This window comes from Flagellimonas sp. (genome assembly GCF_965222555.1).
Lineage (GTDB): Bacteria > Bacteroidota > Bacteroidia > Flavobacteriales > Flavobacteriaceae > Flagellimonas.
The window spans coordinates 700,858-720,979 of record NZ_CBDCUG010000005.1; the positions used below are offsets into that span (position 1 = coordinate 700,858).

Consider the following 20,122-nt stretch of genomic DNA (forward strand, 5'->3'; position numbering starts at 1 on the left):
TTTAGATTTTGATATTTACACCTACTGTGTACACTGCAGGTATGGGATAGGTTTGGTTATCAACTCCATTGGCCACTTCTGGATTGAATCCATTATAGTTGAACAAGGTCAATGGTTTTTCGGCGGTTGCATAGATTCTAACTTGCGGTATTCCTCCTTGTTGACCATTTTTATTGATGGTATAACCAAGGGTTATGTTTTGAATCCTAAAAAAATCGCCATCCTCTATAAAGAAATTGTTTAAACGTTGGTTCCAACCTTTCCTGATTCCCGCAGAAGATGGATAACTATTGGTGGTGCCATCACCATGCCAGCGGTTAATGGCAAAATCACGGTCCCAATTCGTATCGTTGGTAAAAATGACCTCCCCCCGCTTTCTGTTCAATATGGAGTTGCCTCCTTGCCCAATTGCACTTGCTGTAAAATCCCAGTTTTTATAGTTAAAACCCAAATTAACCCCAAATGAATAAGATGGAAGGAAGGAGCCCAACACGGTTCTATCATCATCGGTAATATCCCCATCACCATTAATATCGCGGTAAATAAAATCACCTGGTTCTAAATTGTTGGCCACGGCCACTGGGTCTGCTTGTACCTGGGCATCGTTTTGATATACTCCAATTATCTCCCTTCCATAAAAGGCAAAAATGGATTCTCCAACAATTGATCGTTGACGAAATTCTGCCGTTCCGGCATCCAAAAACTCAGCTCCACCAAGGCCCAATATTTCGTTGTCCAAGGTTGTAAAGTTCCCACCAATAGTATAACTGAAATCCTCTGACACTTGTTTATCCCAATTAATGGCTATTTCCAATCCTGAATTTCTTATTTCACCTACATTTTGTCTTGTAGCTCCTGGAATAAGGGGTCTTAAAACAGGTATTACCGCATCTTTGGTATCGCGGATGTAATAGTCTGCTTCTATTGATAAGTTGTTGTCAAGCAACCGGGCCGAAAGGCCTGCATTGATTTCTTCCGTTACTTCCCATTTCAGGGCGGTAAAATCACTACTGGTGTTCAATCCACTAAACAGAATATCGCCAAGGGCAGTGGTAACTACTTCGGATGTAATGGAACCTTCACTAGAGGGAACCCTATCGTTACCCAACTCTCCCCAACTTCCTCTCAGCTTCAAGAAATCGAAGATGCCATTGTTCTCCATGAACGACTCACCTGTGATAACCCAACCTACACCAATTGTTGGAAAATAACCCCACTTTTCTTGATACTTATTGGTTCCATCAGCTCTAAACGTACCATATAAAAGATAACGGTTGTCATAATTGTAATTGAGCCTACCAAAATATGAGAACCCAAACTCCCTAGCTCCTCCATCAAAAGTATCATCTTGTACAATGGTTTGTGCCAAGTTGATGAAATAAGCTTCTTCTCCCGTCAAAGGAAAATTCAATCCTCTCGCTTGCAAAAGGTCTAAGGCTTCATCCCTAAAAGAAGTCCCGGCCAAAGCGGTTAAGTTATGCTTTCCAAATGATTCCGTGTACGTTAGGGTATTGTCCCAAATCTGATTGGAAATTGTGATATCCCTTTTCAGGAGATTGGCATCCACACGTTGGAAATTATCCCCAATAAAATAGGGCAGTCTGACCTCTCTTCGGTTTATGGATTCAAAATTGTGGTTGTATGCTGTTTTAAATTTCAGCTTTTCAGGAATCAAATCAACCTCCGCATAAAAATTAGCAAGGACATTTCTAATCTTCTCCCTATTCTCACTAAAGTCCATTGTTGGGAACGGGTTTTGTCCACCTCTATAACCTAAATCTTGCGCATTGGCATAGTTTGTTGGAAAAACAGCGGGATTATCGGCCAGCTGTGGATCAAAAACAGGCAAAATGGGCACCGCATAATAGGCCAAGCGCCATGCAGAGTTTTCAGCATCATAGCGGGTAGCATTGCTCAACACCATATTTCCACCAACCGTTAGCCAATCATTGACCTTAAAATCTATCTTGCTTCTTAGATTAAATCGTTCGTATTCATTTTTCATTTTTAAAAGCCCAGCCTGCTCAAAGTAATTGGCTCCTATTGCGTAGGTCGCATTTTCACTACCTCCGGTAATCCCAACACTATGGTTTTGAATCAAGGCGAGCCTCATTATCTCATCATACCAATCTGTATTTACGTCCGGGATATTGGGGTTGACACGGCTCCTGCCATAGCGTTGCATAGCATTTAAAATGAATTGTGCATCTGGATCAGATCCAGATTCCAAGGCCAGGGTGGTAAATTGTTCTGCATTAGCCATGGTAAGTACATTTTGGGGGACCTGATATCCCGTATACCCGTCATATGTGATCTGAGGTTTTTGGTTATGGGAACCAGATTTGGTCTCGATCAAAACCACTCCATTAGCTGCTCGAACACCATAGATGGCCGCTGCGGAAGCATCTTTCAGAATGGATATGGATGCAATATCTGAAGGGTTCAAGAAATCAATATCATTAAAAAATGCTCCGTCAACCACAAAAAGTGGACCTGAAGCGCCAGTATTGTATGAACCTATACCACGAACCCTAACTGTTGGTGATTGTCCGGGACTACCATTGTTTACAATCTGTACCCCAGCCACACGTCCTTGTATGGCCTGCATAGCCTGACCCACAGGTGCCAATTCCAGTACTTCGGAATCTACTGTGGCAATTGCAGAAGTAAGATCCTTCACCTTTAGTTCCCCATAACCAACAACCACGACCTCATCCAATACTTGGGTATCTTCTTGTAATGTTACATTTATTGAGGTTTGATTGTTGACCGAAACTTCCAGGGAAACAAAACCAATGTAGCTAAATACTAGCGTGGCATTGTTAGGAACGTTTCCCAGGCTGTAGTTTCCATCAAAATCGGTTTGCACTCCTGTTGTAGTACCTTTTAGAATAACATTGGCCCCAGGCAAGGGTTCACCAGTATTATCAGAAACAGTTCCAGATACCGTAATGTTGTTTTGGGCGTAGACTGCAGCCTGAAACAGCATAAACGAAATTAATAATAAGATGCTTCTAATTTTCATAATTGTTCAAAGATTGAGTTATATTTTTGCTAAATTATTAAAGGAAAACCCCATTCCTTTCTTATTCTATTACATAAAAAATACATCATCCATTTATAGCTTTCAACACCGCATTTTACGGGTGATGCAGTAGTATTGTCACTAAAGACTTATTGAAATTTTAACAATGTGATGTGGTAATGATGTAGTCTTGAAAAACTATTCAATGAACTCAAAGTAAAGGTATACCAAACCTTAAAAGGTGATAAGGAAGTTTGATAGGTTCTTGGAACTATCTATTCTGAGTTTTTTTCTGAGACGATATCGATGTATCTCCACCCCTCTAATTGTGATGGCCATCAACGGAGCTATTTCTTTTGTAGAAAGATTCATTTTTAAGTATGCGCACAACTTAAGGTCCTTTGGAGTAAGGGTTGGGTATTCTTTTAGCAGCCTTTCAAAGAAATCTTCGTGCAGTTCCTTAAAGTTGACTTCAAATCTCTTCCAATCTTCCGTATCCTTTACGGAGTTATTCAGTTTTTTAATGAAAGATCTATAGCGTTGTGAATTCGAAAATTTCTCCTTGTTAAGTACAAGCATGTTCTTTAATTCCAATATCATTTCATTCTTTTTGGCAATGTTAAGTGTGGTGCTTGCCAGTTCATTTTGTTTAAGCTTGATTTCCTTTGCCAACTTTTCCTTCTCAAGGGCCGCAAGTTTTTCCTCCTGTTCAACTTTCATTTGTCTTTCCAATTCTTTTCGCTTACGCTCCAATTTTCTTGCGTTGTACCATCTTATCAGAAAGATTGTGCCTATAGCCACAAGAGCATATAAGGTTATACTAAGATTAGAAAGGTACCAAGGCGGGGCAATATCAAATTTTACAATCTTGGGACTGGATATGGCATTATCTATCCCAACGGTAGACACTTGGAACTCGTAACTTCCAAAGGGTAGGTTCTGGAAGCTAATAAAGCCGTCATCCGCATAGGCCTCATAATTATCCGAACCTCTTAGTTCATAAAAGTAGCGAGGCTGTATCAATTTGGGGGCAGCAACTTCAATTGTGATATGTTGTGATTGTTTGTAAGGAATTTCAGGAAAGCCTTCACTCATGGCATATATGCGCTCCTCATCTTTTATATAATTTAGAATAGGAGTGGGCAAAGCGAAACTATCCACCTGTTTTTGAAACTCTGTTCGGTCAATTTTGGCAAATCCATCATTCAGTGTTATAAATGCCGTGCTGTCATTTACTTTTATCATATTCTGCGAATCTGCTACCAACCTTTCGCGCAATTGACGGTCTGCAATCAACAAACTATCCGTTTTTAGGTCGGTGTGGACAACTTCTTTTTGGTCTCCATTGCCTACAAACCAAAAACGGTCGTTATCAAAGAACAGAAGCTCCTTGTTATTGAATTTTTGAAAATCTTCAAAATTGGTTATTCGGTCAAGAATAGGATCATACTTATACCAAGTATTCTCATTGTAGAAAACAATTTGATTTTTAATGTTATAGACCTTCACATTGAACTTGCTTGGTGCATTGTCACTATCATATTGTTTTTTACTTATTACCTCATCAAAAGTATCATTGAGCTCAACCCGATAAAACCCTTTATAGGGATGTGCAACCCAAAGAATGTTGGCTGTTTCAAAACATAACTGTTTTACAGGGAAATCAATCTCGCTTACTCTATTTACCTCCCATGAGCCGTCTTTATCTTTACTATATTTTACTAAACCATTATAAGTTCCCTGTATATACTTTGAACTTTGCTCTGGAATTTTCTTGATCTCGTACCCTCCAGAAAAGTTGGATATTCTCTCTAGAACCCCATTGTTGATTTTAAATGTTCCTGTGTTGTGACCACACAGCAGGTCTCCTTCTACTATTTCAAGATCCCAAACATGTCCCTGTGACCCTTCTACAAATATTAATTGGTTGTCCTCAAAATAAAATATGCCAGTATTGCTGCCCACATATAGCTTTTCTTTATAAAAAGCCATGTCATATACCATTCCCAATGTGCCATAATAGTCCGTAAAATAGGTCATGGGATTGTTCAGCTTTACGCGGGCTATTCCATTATCCAAACCCAACCACAATTGATCATTAAATTGGAACAAGGACAGAACAGTATTATTTTGAAGTCCAGATTCTCGATTAAGTATTTGCGATGTTTTCTTTACAGGGTCAAAAAGGTACACGCCATTTTTAATGGTTCCAAAAGCAATTTTACCCGTGGTAAGGTTGTACATTTTATTAAGTTGATGCATTTTCAGTTCATTATTCACCTTGGCGTTCCATGCTTCCAAAGTTGAACCGTTAAACCAATAACATCCGTTTAGTTTGGTTCCAATCAATAATGCATCATCCATTGCAATCATATCCGTAACCGTTTTTCCCTTCAACAGTTCCTGATTTTCCATAGAAACAAGACCATCGTCCTTAAGTTCAAAAAGACCATCCGTTCCTGCTGCGACAATAACCTTGTCCTGATAGGCAATGATATCTGAAATAATCTCGGGAGGATCTACTACTGTAATGTTGTTGTCCTCATATACATAAATTGACGGAAAAGATCTGAATATAACCTTATTGCCAATGGGAAGAATCTCCCAAAATTCTTCACTTGTAAATGTGTGATCCTTGATGAGGTGTGTTAAGGAAGTATATTCCGGAATGCCTATTTCATTTTTTTTCCAGAAGCCAAATTCCTCATAAGACCCAGTATAAATTCTATCGTTTACACAAGCAACCGATCGGATAATTGTGTTATTGGGCAATCTACTAAGGCTCCATTTTTCACCGTTAAAATAGAGCAATCCCATATTGTTGGCAACAAAGAGTTCTCCGATATCATTAACGGCCAGTCCCCAATTCTTGCTTGCCCCTTTATATTCTATGGGCTTGTAATTATATATAGGTGGAAGTAAATTTTGCCCGTGTACAATTACCGGAAGAAGAAGAAGAAAAAGGATAGCAACTTTTATAGGCTTCAACATTGTTTACATTCCTTAACTGAAGAATATATTATCTCAAATCAATATACAAAACTATGGCCATTAAGTGTGTGAGATTGTTTCTACAATTTCCAATTGGATTCTTACATCGAGACACAAGTAAATTGTGAAAGATCAACCCCTTTCAATATTCAACTCCACGTCCTTTCCAGAAAGTTTATGAAGTTGAGGTGCATAATATTATCAATATCGCTTTTGGCATATCCTTTTTGAGCCAATAAAGAGGGTACTTTTTGCAAATCGGCTATGGTATCCAAGTCATCTGGACTTTGCTCTTTACCAAATGCACCGTCAAGATCGGTACCTATTCCCACATGTAAGGAATTACCAGCTAGTTGGCATATATGATCTATATTATCCACCATTTGGTTTAGAGTAACGCCCATTTCTTTTGGGGTCGATTCTCCCCTAACCCAATTTGGGACCATCATCCACGCATCCAGAGCAATTCCAATAACAGCTTTCCTGTTAATGAGTTCTTTAATCTGCTCATCGGCAAATTGCCTATTGTGATCTACAAACTTGCGACAATTGTTGTGACTTGCCCAAACTGGGCCGTTGTATACCTTCATAGTTTCCCAAAAGCTCATATCACACAAATGTGTAGCATCTAAAATTAGATTGAGCTCTTCTATTTTTTTGAGCAGTTCCCTGCCTCTGTGTCCAATCCCCCCGACAGAGTCGGTTCCATGGGCATATGTGCCCGGACCATAATGTGCAGGACCTATAGCTCTTAGCCCCGTTTCATATGATTTTTCCAAATGCCCCATTGTAACGATTGAATCTGCTCCTTCAAGGCTTAGAATATATCCAATTGGCTTTTTGTCATCCTCATTTTTCCATAGCTCTAGATGTCTTTTTAGCTGATCTAGGTTTGTAATCTGGGCCATTTCGCCAATTTCCTCCATGGCCTTGTACCATGTCAATTGACCCTGGGTCTGGGCCCAAGCTTGATGTGGAGAATTCCAACCAGGCAGCTTACTTCCTTTTTTTACATAGCGGGCAATCTGGGTGGCAACACAAAGACCGACATTACCTTTTCGCATTGCAGGCAAGGACACCGTATTTTTTTCCCTATCAGGTTTATCGGTCATCCCTTTTTCACTCTTTCTAATCTCCTCAACGGTCCATCTTAAATCCCTATTCCATTCCAAGGCATTCATGGCAAGATCTAAATGAGCATCAAAAACGAACATAGTTCAATGTTTTTTTAGTAAAACTTGGGTTAATTTCTTTGATTATGGATGAAGTTCAAACATGGCTTCCACTTCAACAGGAATATTGTCGGGCAACATCATCCCAACAGCACTTCTAACCCCAATTCCATTTTCTTTGCCAAAGACATCTGCCATAAGCTCACTGAATCCGTTTACAACATAAGGTTGCCTTCCGAAGTCTGGGGTAGAATTGACCATTCCCAAAACTTTCACCACTCTTTTTATTTTATCCAAGCTGCCAAAATGTGTTTGTATGGTCGAAAGCATTGTCAAACCCACTTGACGGGCCGCCAATTTTGCCTGATCTTCGTTTAGATCATCCCCTGCACGTCCGATCATAAGCGTCCCATCCATTTTAATTGGTCCTTGTCCGGAGATGTACAAAAAATTATCGACCACCAATAATGGTCTATAAACCCCAACTGGTTTGGGTGCCGGAGGAAATTCCAATCCTAATTCTTTGATTCTTTCTGAAGATAATTTATCCATTTCTTTAAATTATATAAATGCGTTTAGTGCAAGCACTCCCAATAACCCTATTACACCAACCATGGTCTCCATAACCGTCCAGGTAGAGAGCGTTTCTTTTACGGAAAGATTAAAATATTCCTTGAACATCCAAAACCCCGTATCGTTTACATGGGACAGCATAAGACTTCCTGAACCAATGGCCAATACCATAAGTTCGGTGCTCACACCCGTTCCTGATGCCAAAGGCAGTACAATCCCTGCCGCTGTCAATCCAGCAACCGTAGCAGAGCCAACACAAACTCGGATAGCCGTTGCAATCAACCATGCCAAAACCAATGGGGATATACTAGAGCCTTTCAACTGGTCCGCTATGTAGTTGCTGACACCACTGTCTACCAAAACTTCTTTTAATGCCCCTGCTCCTGCAATAATCAATAGAATCATTGTAATACTGGATACAGAGACTGACAAAGAATCCATCAACTCTTTCATTTTCTTGCCCCGAGAAAGCCCTAATGTATAAATGGCGACCAAAACTGAAATCAGCATGGCAATGACAGGATTGCCCAAAAAGCTTAAAATATTTCTAATGTTGCCTTCTTCCAGAAATTGCTCTGCTGCTATTGCAACACCAATTAACAGTATGGGCAATAAGGCACTCAATATACTGGACGCCATACTTGGCAAATCTTCTTCTTTAATGACAACTGGGTTGTAAAATTCTTTAAGTGGCTTAGCTTCAATATTTTTGATAGTCCTAGCGAATAATGGCCCTGCAATTACAATTGCTGGTATTGCGATGATAATACCGTACAAAAGTGTTTTTCCAATATTGGCATTGAACATGGCTGCAATGGCCGTAGGAGCAGGGTGAGGCGGCAAGTATCCATGTGTAACGGATAATGACGTAAGCATGGGTAAGCCAACATACAACAAGGGCAAACCCGTGGACATTGCAATGGTAAACACCAAAGGAATCAATATCACGAAACCAACCGAATAAAACATAGGAATACCAACGATAAAGCCGGTCAAGACCACGGCCCACTGCACATATTTGACCCCGAACCACGACACTAGTTTGGTGGTAATCCGTTGGGCGGCGCCACTATCGGCCACCAATTTGCCCAACATGGCTCCCAACCCTAAAATAAGGACCAAAAAACCAAGAGTATTCCCTATACCTGCTTGGATAGCTTTAACAAGAGCGTCCAAGTTCATATTCTGGGATATCCCGACAAAAAGGCAAACAATTATAAAGGAAAGAAAAGCATTGAGCTTAAATTTTGCGATGAGAAGAAATAATAGGAGGATTCCAATTATTACAAAAACAATGGGCATAAACGTTTGAGTATTGGTTGTTCGTAAATGTAAGGATTCAAGACTAAAAAATCATCAATGAAAATAGGGTGATTATTATCAAAAGATATAAATATTGTGATGTTCCTTACTAAAACTGCTCACTTTTTGCAAAAAGTCCATGTTTACAATAAAATGAAGTCCCCCTAAAAATCCTGTCATTCAAAAATTAAACCATCACTTATTAATTATATGTATCTTTTTGGCAACATCAATCAAAAAGAATTATTCCAATGGACTTAAAAAAACACCTTCTTTTTCTTACTGTTTTGGGGTTACTGGCCTGTCATACTAAAAATGAGGCCGATCATGCTGGCGAATCCATCAAAATTAATCTTGAAAAATCACCAAATGAATTGGAGATTTTCGCCAATGGATTAATCTCTACTGGACTACATGAAAGAGATTTGGCCATCACACCTGATAAAAATGAGCTTTACTACACACTTGGCTCACATAATGATGCCAAGAGAGCCATAATTAAAGTAAGTAAAAGTAATGCCGATTGGAATTCCCAAAATATCGCCTCTTTCTCTGGTATATACAATGACATTGAGCCGTTTATCTCTCCAGATGGCAGCAAATTCTTTTTTTGTTCCGATAGGCCAATGGATGCAGATTCCACCAGAACCGATTATAACATTTGGGTAATGGATAAAACCGAAAATGGTTGGGGAGAACCCAATCCGTTAGGGGAAAATATCAATACCCCGGGCAACGAATTCTATCCCTCGGTAAGTAAAAATGGGAATCTATACTTTACCGCCATTAAACCTGAAGGGCCAGGAACAGAGGACATTTATGTAAGTGCATTTGAAAACGGTTCCTATGCAAATCCTGTTCCTTTGGACACTACGGTCAATTCCAAAACCTATGAATTCAACGCCTTCATTTCTCCCAATGAGGACATTCTGGTATTCAGCTCGTATGGTCGTGATGATGGTCTAGGAGGTGGTGATCTATATATGAGTGTTTTGGATTCCTTGGGTAACTGGGGAAAAGCAAAAAATTTGGGGCCAACCGTAAATTCCACTGGATTGGATTTTTGTCCTTTCATAGATTTTGAAAATAACAACTTTTACTTCAGCAGTAATCGTGTAGGTGTTGAGAACACCACTGACTTTAAAACATTTAAAGATGCTCTTTCCAATCCAAAAAATGGTTCGGGAGATATTTATCGCATCAGTTTAAAGAAGCTAATGGACTTGGATTGAAGTTTCTGGTTACAAGATTTTAATTAAACACCAATTCATCCAAAAAGATAAAACTGTTTCCACCGGGTACGGCATGCCAATCTGGGTTTTTTAATGGACTTTCTACCAGCAACCTTACTTTCTTAAGGGAAATAGGGTCAAAATCGATATTAAATGCTTTTCGTTCTTGAATGACCGATGGTTCTTGAATGCCCAACTTGACCGTCTTAATCTTGTTAAAAGTATTTCCATCTGTAGAACCCCAAACGGTATACCCCACTGGAAAGAAAATCCAATTGTTGGGTATGGAAAGACTTCCGACCGAAACATTGGATATTGTAGTCTGCTCCTTAAACTCAATTGTTGCGGTCATATGCTCACTTTCATACCCCAACCAGCTCCCGTCCACAAAATTTGTTGTGCCTCGTTTTAGGTCCATAAGGGTCTTTCCTCCTTGAGCTTTATATTTAGGATGCGGTAATCGGGCCAAAGAAACATTGGCCACTTCCACCCTACTTTTCAAAAAATCTCCAGTACTCATTTCACTCGGCTCCCATCCCTCTAAAGTTGTATACGCTCGTAAGGTTGAGGTTTCAGTAAGATAAAAAGGTTCAGTATATTCCTTTGGAACAGTGTCATTTTTTGAATTCTCCGTAATGTAATACACCTTGGCGCCATCAAAATATTGTTCAATGGACACCTTAACGGAATCAATAAAAATTTCTTTATCCGTAAGGATTGTAGGGGGAGATAACGTACTTGAAGCAAAAACACTATCCGCTACCTGACCTTGAACCATTACCGACTTATTCCCCTCTTGAAATTTGGCTAGCCCATCCTTGGACATCTTGGTCTGCCATACATACAAGTTTTTAAGGTTTTCCAATTTTTTAAATGCTTCAAGTGCCGAATCATCCAATTCCGCTCCATACAGATTTAGGGATTCCAAAAATTCAAAACTTGCCAAAGTACTGACAAATTCATTTGTAATTTGAGTTTTCTGAAGCTGGAGCTTGGTCAAGTGTTTAAACTTTTTGAGTTGTTTCCCCAATTCATTATCCAGGTTGGTGTAGCCCAAGTTCAGCTCAACAATGTTTTCTTTATATTTTTTGAGCAGATCAAAGTCTTCTTCCGTTAGATCATTACGGTGAGATAAATTCACCGATAACAACGGTATTTCTTCCGAAAGCAATTGAGCAGAGATATTTTGTTGTGCCAGAGATTGCAAATACTCCGTCGGAACCTCATCAACCTTTTCAGCGATCAAAGCGTTCAATGAAGTGTCTTTTTCCAAGGATGCCAAAATACCATCCAGTTTATCATCAACTAGTAAATCTTTGGTGATGCAATCAAAACAGTTTTCATTTTTCATCCACCATTCCAACAACAGTATTTCATCAGAGGTGAGCTGCACCTTTCCTTTGGGAGGCATATGTTCTTTTTCGGCAATGGGGAGGTATAGGCGATGCATCAACAATGAAGACTTTCCCTCCTCTTCAGCTTCCAAAAGTGAACCTGAATCTCCTCCTGTTAACAAATCATTTTTGGATGCGAGTAGCAATCCGCCTTTCGCTTTACTACTGTTATGACAACTGACACACTTTTTTTGCAGAATTGGCTGAATAATTTCAGCATACACCTTGGCTTCATCCACATTTTCAATTACGGGCTCCGTATATTTTTCCTGAAATAGAAAGTCCTCGCCATGTGTAAGGCTTCCTCCATAATGTCCGGTCAACGTCAATAGCACCAAAACCAGCACAAAAACCGGCAGGTACACTTTTTGAATCTTTGTCTGGGTCGATTTCTTCAGAAAAAACAATAACAAAGCTCCTACGGTAAATGCAATGGCTATCCATTTATGTCTAGACAACAGCACTTCATCATATCCGCCATTATCACCCAAAAACCAACCTGATGCAACAGAAAACAAAGCACTCAAAGCTCCTATTCCCAAAGTAAATAAGATGGCCCCATTGTCCTTTGGAGCTGGTTTTTTTGCATAATACAGCTCCATCAAGAATGCCAGAACCAAAATTCCGATAGGCAGATGGACAAATAATGGATGTAGATTTCCTAGTTGCATTAATATTGTATTTACTCGACCAAGATTTCATCCAAAAAAGTCCAAGGCAGCGTCCCTTTTCCTTGATGCCATTCTGGAATTTCATCTAGAGAAGTTATGTTGATTATCAATTCTTTATATTTTCCCTTTTGAACAGGGATCTCAATAAAATTCATTTTAACCGGACCTGCTTTATCGCTATTCTGAACCTCAACAGCTCCAACGGAATTCCCCTCGGCACTAATAGACACAGATTCTGGCATAAAAATCCATGCACCCTGATCTTGAAGCGTGCTCAACATCACTTTTTCAAGTGCAATAGGTTCCGGAAAGTTTAAATGTACCTCAACATTGCCAGATTGAAATCCCAGCCATTTTTTGCCATTCCTAAAGGCTACCGTTCCTTTTTGACCATCAATCAAGGTACTGGAACCATTCCCATAATAATTCTCATGAGGTTCCGGGTCCGTACTGATTTCAGCTTTTGAAATGTCTTTTTTCATTTTACGGATTATCATTTCCACTTCCTCGCTGGGTTTAAAATCCGGATGAAAGGTCTTTACTTTCAATTGTGCGTTTGAATTTATGGTCAATGGAGATTCATAACTTGGTGTGTTTTGTGTAACTGAACTTCCATCCAAGGTATATCGAATTGTCACGCCATCGTAGGCCAAATCCATTTTTACGGAAGCACTGTTTTTAAAAAGTATGGAATCCACCTCAATTTTTGGAGTTGCCAGTTGAATGGTGTCCGTGTTTAAAAAAACCGGGGTTTTGGATTGACAAGATACCATTGACACACAGGAAAAGAAGACTAGAGCAAGCACACCATTTACTTTTTTCAACATTCTCTTTAGGTTGATTGCATTATAAAACCATACCATCATACACGATACAGTTTTATGGGATAGGTGTTCCAGGAATTCCATTGCGCCACGTAAATATTTTCGTCCTCATCAATACAGACATCATGGGGATGTCTAAAAATCTTCAAAGTTTGATGCATGGGATTCAGTTGCTCATTTTCATAGGTGGGAGTGCTTCCTCCCGGAGCGGAAATTAATTTGTTGTTTTCATCCAAAATGGAAACAAACCCGGTTCCTTCAGACCCATCTCCAGACCAAATGGTGGCCAGATAAACATTTTTATTGTGGATTACCGGTCTACAAATGTAAGCTCCGGGCAAATCAATGGAATCTATGTACGTCCCATCCAACTGAAACCTTTTCAGTTTATTTTGCTGTCGGGCGGTTATCAATAAAATGGGATCATTGGGATTTCGGTCATCAATACAAATGCCATGGGCATTATTGAACAGATGGTCTTCATTTCCCCTACCTCCGAACACATTTTTAATGTTCCCTTTGGAATCATAATGTGTGATAAATTGCGCTCCATAGCCATCGGCCACATAGATATCCCCATTTTCTGCAATAGCGGTCTCTGTGGGGATGTACGCTTCCTTTTTTTGATATTTTCCAGTTTCCTTTGGAAATGGCAAAACCCGGACGACTTTTCCATCCAGCGTGGTTTTAATTACTTCATGTCTTTCATTATCGCAGATATAGAGGAACTCCGTTCCATTTTCATCATGAAGTGTTAAACCATGTGCGCCAGGGTATTCACTTCCCCATGAATGGAGCAACTTGCCAGATTTATCATAAATGAGCACATTGTTCTTAGTGTGATTGGTCAACAAAATTATCCTCCCTTTTGCATCCTGTACCATTTCATGGCAATCCTTTACCGGAAAACGTTCACTATTGAGTTTGCCCCAATTTACATCTACCTTGTATTGATAATCCCCATGCCCTATAACCACATCTTTAAGTGCTCTTTTTGAAAAGGGCATTCCACTTATCGACATAAGACCCGCCGTGGCCAAACAGCTTTTTTCAATAAATTTTCTGCGTTGCATCATGTCAATATATCTTTTACCACATGTCCTTCAACATCGGTGAGTCTAAATCTTCTTCCCTGATATTTATAGGTAAGTCGCTCATGGTCAATTCCTAAAAGATGCAACATAGTGGCCTGAAAATCATGCACGTGTACCGGGTTTTCCACAATGTTATATCCAAAGTCATCTGTCTCGCCGTAAACAATTCCGGGTTTAACCCCTCCACCGGCCAACCACATACTAAAGCAGCGCGGATGGTGATCCCTGCCATAACTTTCATCTGTCAGTATTCCCTGAGAGTAATTAGTCCTACCAAATTCACCTCCCCAGACAATCAAAGTATCTTCCAACATACCTCTCTGTTTAAGGTCGGCCACCAAAGCAGCTGAGGCTTGGTCTACATCTTTTGCCTGCTTTTCAATGGCTCCGGGCAGGTTATCGTGTTGATCCCAACCCATATGATAAAGTTGGATAAAACGCACATCCTGTTCTGCCAACCTTCTTGCCAACAGGCAATTGGCAGCATAGGTCCCTGGAATCTTAGCATCCGCGCCATACATCTTATAGATGTAGTCCGGCTCTTTTTCTGTATTCATGACCTCGGGAACGGATGTCTGCATCCTATAGGCCATTTCATATTGTGCTATCCTACTTTGAATTTCTTCATCGCCAAATTCTTTGTATTGTTTTTCATTGAGTTCGGCCAAATTATCCAAAATGGTTCGCTTGGTTTCTTTGGAAATGCCTTTAGGGTCGTTCAAATAAAGTACCGGGTCTTTCGCTGCCCTAAACTGTACACCTTGATGTAGGGAATGTAGAAATCCGTTACCCCATAATCGAGTATACAATGGTTGTCCACTGGGTCTTCCTGTACCTCGGGACAATAGTACGGTAAATGCGGGCAAATTTTCATTTTCGCTTCCTAGGCCATAGCTCAACCAAGAACCTATGCTAGGCCTACCCGGTTGCTGCGATCCTGTTTGAAAAAAGGTAACTGCCGGGTCATGGTTTATTGCTTCGGTATACATTGATTTTATAATACACAGCTCATCTGCTATTTTGGCCGTATAAGGCAACAAATCACTGATCCACGCCCCATTTTTTCCATGTTGTTGAAATCCAAAATTGGAACCTACCAAGGGAAAACGATCTTGACCAGAGGTCATTCCCGTTAAGCGTTGTCCATTGCGAATGGATTCGGGCAAATCCTCACCTCTTCGTTCATTGAGCAAAGGTTTGTAATCAAAAAGCTCCAATTGGGACGGTCCACCACTTTGAAACAGGTAGATTACCCTTTTTATTTTGGCCGGATGGTGCGGAGAATTCAAAATTCCCTTTATCCCCATAGGATTATCCGCTTTGGTGATGAGGTTACCTTCCTTCCTATAAAAATTGCACCCCAACAAAGACCCAAGAGCTATTCCGCCAACTCCAAGAGCAGATTTCCCTAAAAAAGATCTTCTGTTAAGGTTAATTGCATTGTCCGCTATTATTTTCTTTTCGCTCATTTTTATCCTCTTGAAATGGTTTCGTCTAAGTTTAGTATGGTATGCGCAGTCAAAGCCAATGCAGTTATTTGCTTTGATGGAATATCGGCTGTTACGGAAAACTCACCAATGGACAGGTATTCTTCAGGAACGATTTCTCCGGTTTCTACTTTCTGAAGTGCATCCAAATACAGCTTATTCAAAATCTGAAGCTCTTCTTCATTGGGTTTTCTTGAAGTAGCATTCTGAAAAATATATTGGATTTGATTCATAGGTTCCTGCCCAACTACTCCAATGGCCTTATAGGCCAAAGCTCGCGATGCTTCAATAAGCTGAGGGTCATTCAAAAGCACCAAAGCCTGCAATGGGGTATTGGTTTCTTGACGTTTTACCGTACACAAATCCCTGGAAGAGGCATCAAAAGTCATCATACTTGGTGGTGGAACGGTTCGTTTCCAAAATGTATAAAGGCTTTTTCTGTAAAGGTCCTTACCTGAACTTTGAACATAGGTAGAAGTGCTTCCTCCCCCACCTCCGGTGGTCTCTTCCCAAATTCCTTCGGGTTGATAAGGTTTTACACTGGGCCCACCAACTTCAGCATTCAAAAGTTCACTGATCTTCAACGCTTGGTCCCGAATCATCTCAGCGCTCAATCGCAACCTTGAAGCTCTTGACAAATAAGTGTTCTCAGGGTCTTTCTCAGCCATTTCCTCAGATATTTCACTACTTTGTTGATAGGTAGCGGACATCGCCATGTATTTCATAATTTGCTTAAGGTCCCAGCCATCTTCCATAAACTTGATGGCCAAAAAGTCCAATAGCTCCGGATGAGAAGGCAACGCGCCTTGATTTCCAAAATCGTAGGAACTCTCCACCAAGCCTTTACCAAACATTCTTTGCCAAACACGATTTACAGCTACTCGGGCTGTTAAAGGGTTATCCCTGTGGAACAACCATTTTGACAATCCCAATCTGTTCTTTGGAAACTCCTCAGGAAACGGTAAAATAGCCGCTGGGGTCTCCGGAAAAACCTGATCTGTAGGTTGATCGTAAACTCCTCTGTTTAGAATAAAGGTTTCTCTGGGTTTAGGCATTTCCTGCATCACCATTACATCCACTTTTGGCATAGAATTGCCCGTCATGTTCACAAAACTCAAAACTCCCTCGGCATCTTCCTTGGAAATGGTCATATAAGGTTTTGGAATTACCCGTGAATTGGGCATAAGCCCATCCTCATCAACATTGTTGAAAAAACCAAAAAGCTGAAAGTGGTCTTTCTGGGTCAAGGGGTCATATTTATGGTCATGGCATCTGGCACATTCCATGGTCATCCCCAAAAAAGCTGTCCCGAAAGTTATGGTACGATCCTCCACATATTCAATGCGATATTCCTCTGGAATCACCCCTCCTTCCGCTGTAATTTTATGGTTTCTATTGAACCCTGTGGCCAAAATGGATTCTTTTGTAGCATTTGGGAGCAGATCACCGGCCAATTGATAGGTGACAAACTCGTCATAAGGCATATTTTTGTCAAAAGCATGGATCACCCAATCCCTCCATGGCCACATGATTCGTTCAAAGTCATCTTGGTACCCATGTGTATCTGCATATCTTGCTACATCCATCCAATCTGCAGCCATATATTCTGCATAGGCGGTGGTATTTAGCAAAGAGTCTATAATTTTTTCGTAAGCATTGGGGGTATCATCTTCTAGAAAAGCGTTGACCTGCTCCACACTTGGTGGTAATCCTGAAATATTAAAAAATACGCGACGTATGAGCTGTTCTTTTTCTGCTTTTTTAGAAGGGGAAAAACCTTGGGTTTCCAACTTATTTAAAATGAACTTGTCTATTTCATTCTGGCTCCATTGGTCATTTTCAATTTGGGGAATTACCGGTTCTTCTGGAGGCACAAATGCCCAATGCTTTTTATAGACCGCTCCTTGGGCCACCCATTTTTTGAGGAGTTCTTTCTCATAATTGGACAATGAAAGGTTGGACTCCGGCGGAGGCATCATTAAATTTGGGTCTTCTTCAAATATCCGCTTTACCAATTCGCTTTTCTCCAAATCACCGGGAACAATGGCAAATCTATCCTTGTTTTCCCCAATAGCCGCGTAGGCATCTTCAGCTTTGTTCAAAGAGAGTCCTCCTTCAATAGCATTTTTATCGGGGCCATGACATGCAAAACATCTATCTGAAAGAATTGGTTTTATATGAAACGAGAAATCAACGCTGTCTGGAATTTGTTTTAGGGATTCCTCTTTGGAAATGCTGGCATATTCTCCTTTACCGTCCTTACAGCTCATAATACAACATGACAAGAGAACGATGTATACCGTTTTCAGCATCTTACTATTTGCTGGAAAAATGAAAGGCATATGAATGGTTTTAAGGTTGTTAGCTCTTAAACTACCCAGATATCCCTAAATCTAATCAAAAAATTCGACCAATAGCGAATCAGAAAAGATCAACGCAATCATTAAGAATGTTAGAACCAATATTTTACACCTTGTATTAGAGGGAGTCGTTCAAGATTCTACGCTTGGTTTCATTTAGGTAGCTTCTCCCAATGGTATACCTAATACCATCTACCTCCAGGCTGTTTCCTTCAATGGCTTCAACCTTATCTATGGCAATGGTATATGATCTATGTATTCTTATGAATTTATCCGATGGCAACTCATCCGTAAAGCTGCCCAACGTCTTATGAATAATATATTTGGCAGAAGTTGTCTTGATTCTGATATAGTCTTTGAGACTTTCCACAACCACAATTTCATCTATAAAAATCTTTTGCAGCTTCTTTTTATCAATTTTGACAAAAATACTTGGATTCTCGTTTGCCGTCTGGCTTCCGGAAGATGAGGCACCTTGTTTTAGACTAATGATTCTATTGATTGTCTTCAAAAACCTTGGAAAAGGAATAGGTTTCACTAAATAGTCAATCACTTCCAATTCAAAGCTCTTCAAAGCATATTCCTCATGAGCGGTGGTAATAACGATCATTGGAGAAACATTAAGAGTTTCCAGGAATTTTAAACCATCCAAAATGGGCATGTTTATATCCAAAAAAATGATATCCACTTCATTTTCCTGCAAAAACGCCGAGGCATCAACAGCATTGGAAAAGGTCTGGACCAATTGCAACTGCTTCACCTGCTCTGCATAGTTCTTTAGCACATTGATCGCCAAAGGTTCATCATCAATAATTATTACTCTCAACTCCCTCATACTTTCAATTCTAAATCTACATGAAACATATTTTCCTTTTCAAAGATAGAAAGTTCATAATCTTCGGGATTGTATCCCAATTCCAAGCGCTTTTTCACATTGGACAGCCCAATACCTCCACCTCTTGTTGCCAATTTGCTATCTGCATCATTTTTTGGGATTGTATTAGATACATTGAAATACAAAAAATCATCTGTAACGTTGATTTCAATGGCTATGTACATATCTCCAATATTCTTGCTGGCACCATGTTTAAAACAATTTTCAATTAAAGGCACCAACAACATGGGAGCAATGGTCTTGTTTTCCAGATCTCCCGAAATTCCAATATCAATTCTAAGTGAATCATTAAATCTTATCCTCTCCAAATCAATATAATTTTGAATGCAATCTATTTCACTTTTAAGGTCCTGCTTGCGTTTACGGGTGGCATACAGCAAATAGCGCATCAAAGCGGATAATTTTAGAATTACTTCGGGAGCTTTATTAGACTTTTCCAAGGTTAGCGAATAAATATTGTTTAGCGTATTAAAGAAAAAATGAGGGGAAACCTGTGACCGCAAGAACTTCAACTCCGTAGTAAGCTGCCTTTTTTCAAGATCATGGAGCTTACTGTGTTCCCGTAACCAATCCACAGTGATTTTAATAGCAGTGGCAAAGGCAACCACATAAAGTTCTCCAAACATTGTAGTAAAAGCATAACTAAGCGTAATACTATCTGTATGCTCTGAACTCTCTGGCATAACATTGGTACTCACCAAATAGTAGGTAAGATTGAATTTTAGCACCAGCATGGCAAAAAGACTTGCCAGAATAAGCACTGCATAGGTCACATACTTCCTGGTATACACATATTTGGGCATTAAAAAATAAATATTGAAGTATGCAAGCGCAATATGGATTGGAAACCCTATTAAGTTGGTTTTCAAAGACAACCCAAAATCATTGTGTATACTTCCCCACCGCAAGGTGTTGAGCAAAAAATAGATAACCCAAAAAATTACATGATGTTTATAAGTAATACTGTAATGTCTGACGGGTTCAGCATTTAAAAGCTCATCCAGTTTATCATTTATATACATTGATTTATAAGATTATTTGTTTGTACGGTTTTTCTGCTGTTTAGCTTTTATGGCTGGTTGTTGGTCTAATTTTATTCCTC

The 20,122-nt window shown here is 39.8% G+C and carries 13 protein-coding genes; 1 reads left to right on the forward strand and 12 read right to left on the reverse strand.

The features are described 5' to 3' along the window. Position 1: 1 nt before the first annotated feature. From ACOQO1_RS11595 to ACOQO1_RS11615, 5 genes are all read right to left on the reverse strand, one after another. Positions 2-3,025: a SusC/RagA family TonB-linked outer membrane protein gene (locus tag ACOQO1_RS11595; protein WP_420603040.1), complete on the reverse strand. Its 3,024-nt coding sequence runs from the start codon at positions 3,023-3,025 to the stop codon at positions 2-4. Between the two features lie 234 nt (positions 3,026-3,259). Then, positions 3,260-6,016 carry a Two component regulator three Y domain-containing protein gene (locus tag ACOQO1_RS11600; protein ID WP_420603041.1) on the reverse strand — a complete coding sequence of 919 codons (2,757 nt, stop codon included), beginning with the start codon at positions 6,014-6,016 and terminating at the stop codon, positions 3,260-3,262. 149 nt (positions 6,017-6,165) lie between these two features. After that, on the reverse strand, positions 6,166-7,230 hold the full coding sequence (locus ACOQO1_RS11605; RefSeq protein ID WP_420603042.1) for a dipeptidase: 1,065 nt from the start codon (positions 7,228-7,230) through the stop codon (positions 6,166-6,168). A gap of 42 nt (positions 7,231-7,272) precedes the next feature. Next, positions 7,273-7,740: a RidA family protein gene (locus tag ACOQO1_RS11610; protein WP_420603043.1), complete on the reverse strand. Its 468-nt coding sequence runs from the start codon at positions 7,738-7,740 to the stop codon at positions 7,273-7,275. Positions 7,741-7,749: 9 nt separating this feature from the next. Beyond that, on the reverse strand, positions 7,750-9,063 hold the full coding sequence (locus ACOQO1_RS11615) for a gluconate:H+ symporter (protein WP_420603044.1): 1,314 nt from the start codon (positions 9,061-9,063) through the stop codon (positions 7,750-7,752). 251 nt (positions 9,064-9,314) lie between these two features. Between ACOQO1_RS11615 and ACOQO1_RS11620 the strand changes: the two genes are divergently transcribed. Beyond that, positions 9,315-10,295, forward strand: a complete 981-nt coding sequence (locus tag ACOQO1_RS11620; protein ID WP_420603045.1) for a TolB family protein — start codon at positions 9,315-9,317, stop codon at positions 10,293-10,295. 19 nt (positions 10,296-10,314) lie between these two features. On the opposite strand, the gene ACOQO1_RS11625 is transcribed toward ACOQO1_RS11620, so the two are convergent. From ACOQO1_RS11625 to ACOQO1_RS11655, 7 genes are all read right to left on the reverse strand, one after another. Further along, positions 10,315-12,360, reverse strand: coding sequence for a DUF2231 domain-containing protein (locus ACOQO1_RS11625; protein WP_420603046.1), 2,046 nt, complete (start codon positions 12,358-12,360; stop codon positions 10,315-10,317). Between the two features lie 11 nt (positions 12,361-12,371). Next, positions 12,372-13,187, reverse strand: a complete 816-nt coding sequence (locus ACOQO1_RS11630; protein ID WP_420603047.1) for a chitobiase/beta-hexosaminidase C-terminal domain-containing protein — start codon at positions 13,185-13,187, stop codon at positions 12,372-12,374. Between the two features lie 35 nt (positions 13,188-13,222). Continuing rightward, positions 13,223-14,260, reverse strand: coding sequence for a 6-bladed beta-propeller (locus tag ACOQO1_RS11635; RefSeq protein WP_420603048.1), 1,038 nt, complete (start codon positions 14,258-14,260; stop codon positions 13,223-13,225). Then, complete coding sequence (locus ACOQO1_RS11640) at positions 14,257-15,747, reverse strand: DUF1501 domain-containing protein (RefSeq protein WP_420603049.1); 1,491 nt, start codon at positions 15,745-15,747, stop codon at positions 14,257-14,259. Before ACOQO1_RS11640 ends, ACOQO1_RS11635 begins: the two co-directional genes overlap by 4 nt. Positions 15,748-15,749: 2 nt before the next feature. Then, a complete protein-coding gene (locus ACOQO1_RS11645) occupies positions 15,750-18,107 on the reverse strand; it encodes a PSD1 and planctomycete cytochrome C domain-containing protein (RefSeq protein ID WP_420603050.1) in 2,358 nt (785 codons plus the stop codon). A gap of 136 nt (positions 18,108-18,243) precedes the next feature. Continuing rightward, entirely contained in the window at positions 18,244-18,960 is a 717-nt protein-coding gene (locus tag ACOQO1_RS11650) for a LytR/AlgR family response regulator transcription factor (RefSeq protein WP_420603051.1), read from the reverse strand. Further along, complete coding sequence (locus ACOQO1_RS11655; RefSeq protein ID WP_420603052.1) at positions 18,957-20,042, reverse strand: sensor histidine kinase; 1,086 nt, start codon at positions 20,040-20,042, stop codon at positions 18,957-18,959. The genes ACOQO1_RS11650 and ACOQO1_RS11655 overlap by 4 nt, the downstream gene beginning before the upstream one ends. Between the last annotated feature and the right edge of the window lie 80 nt (positions 20,043-20,122).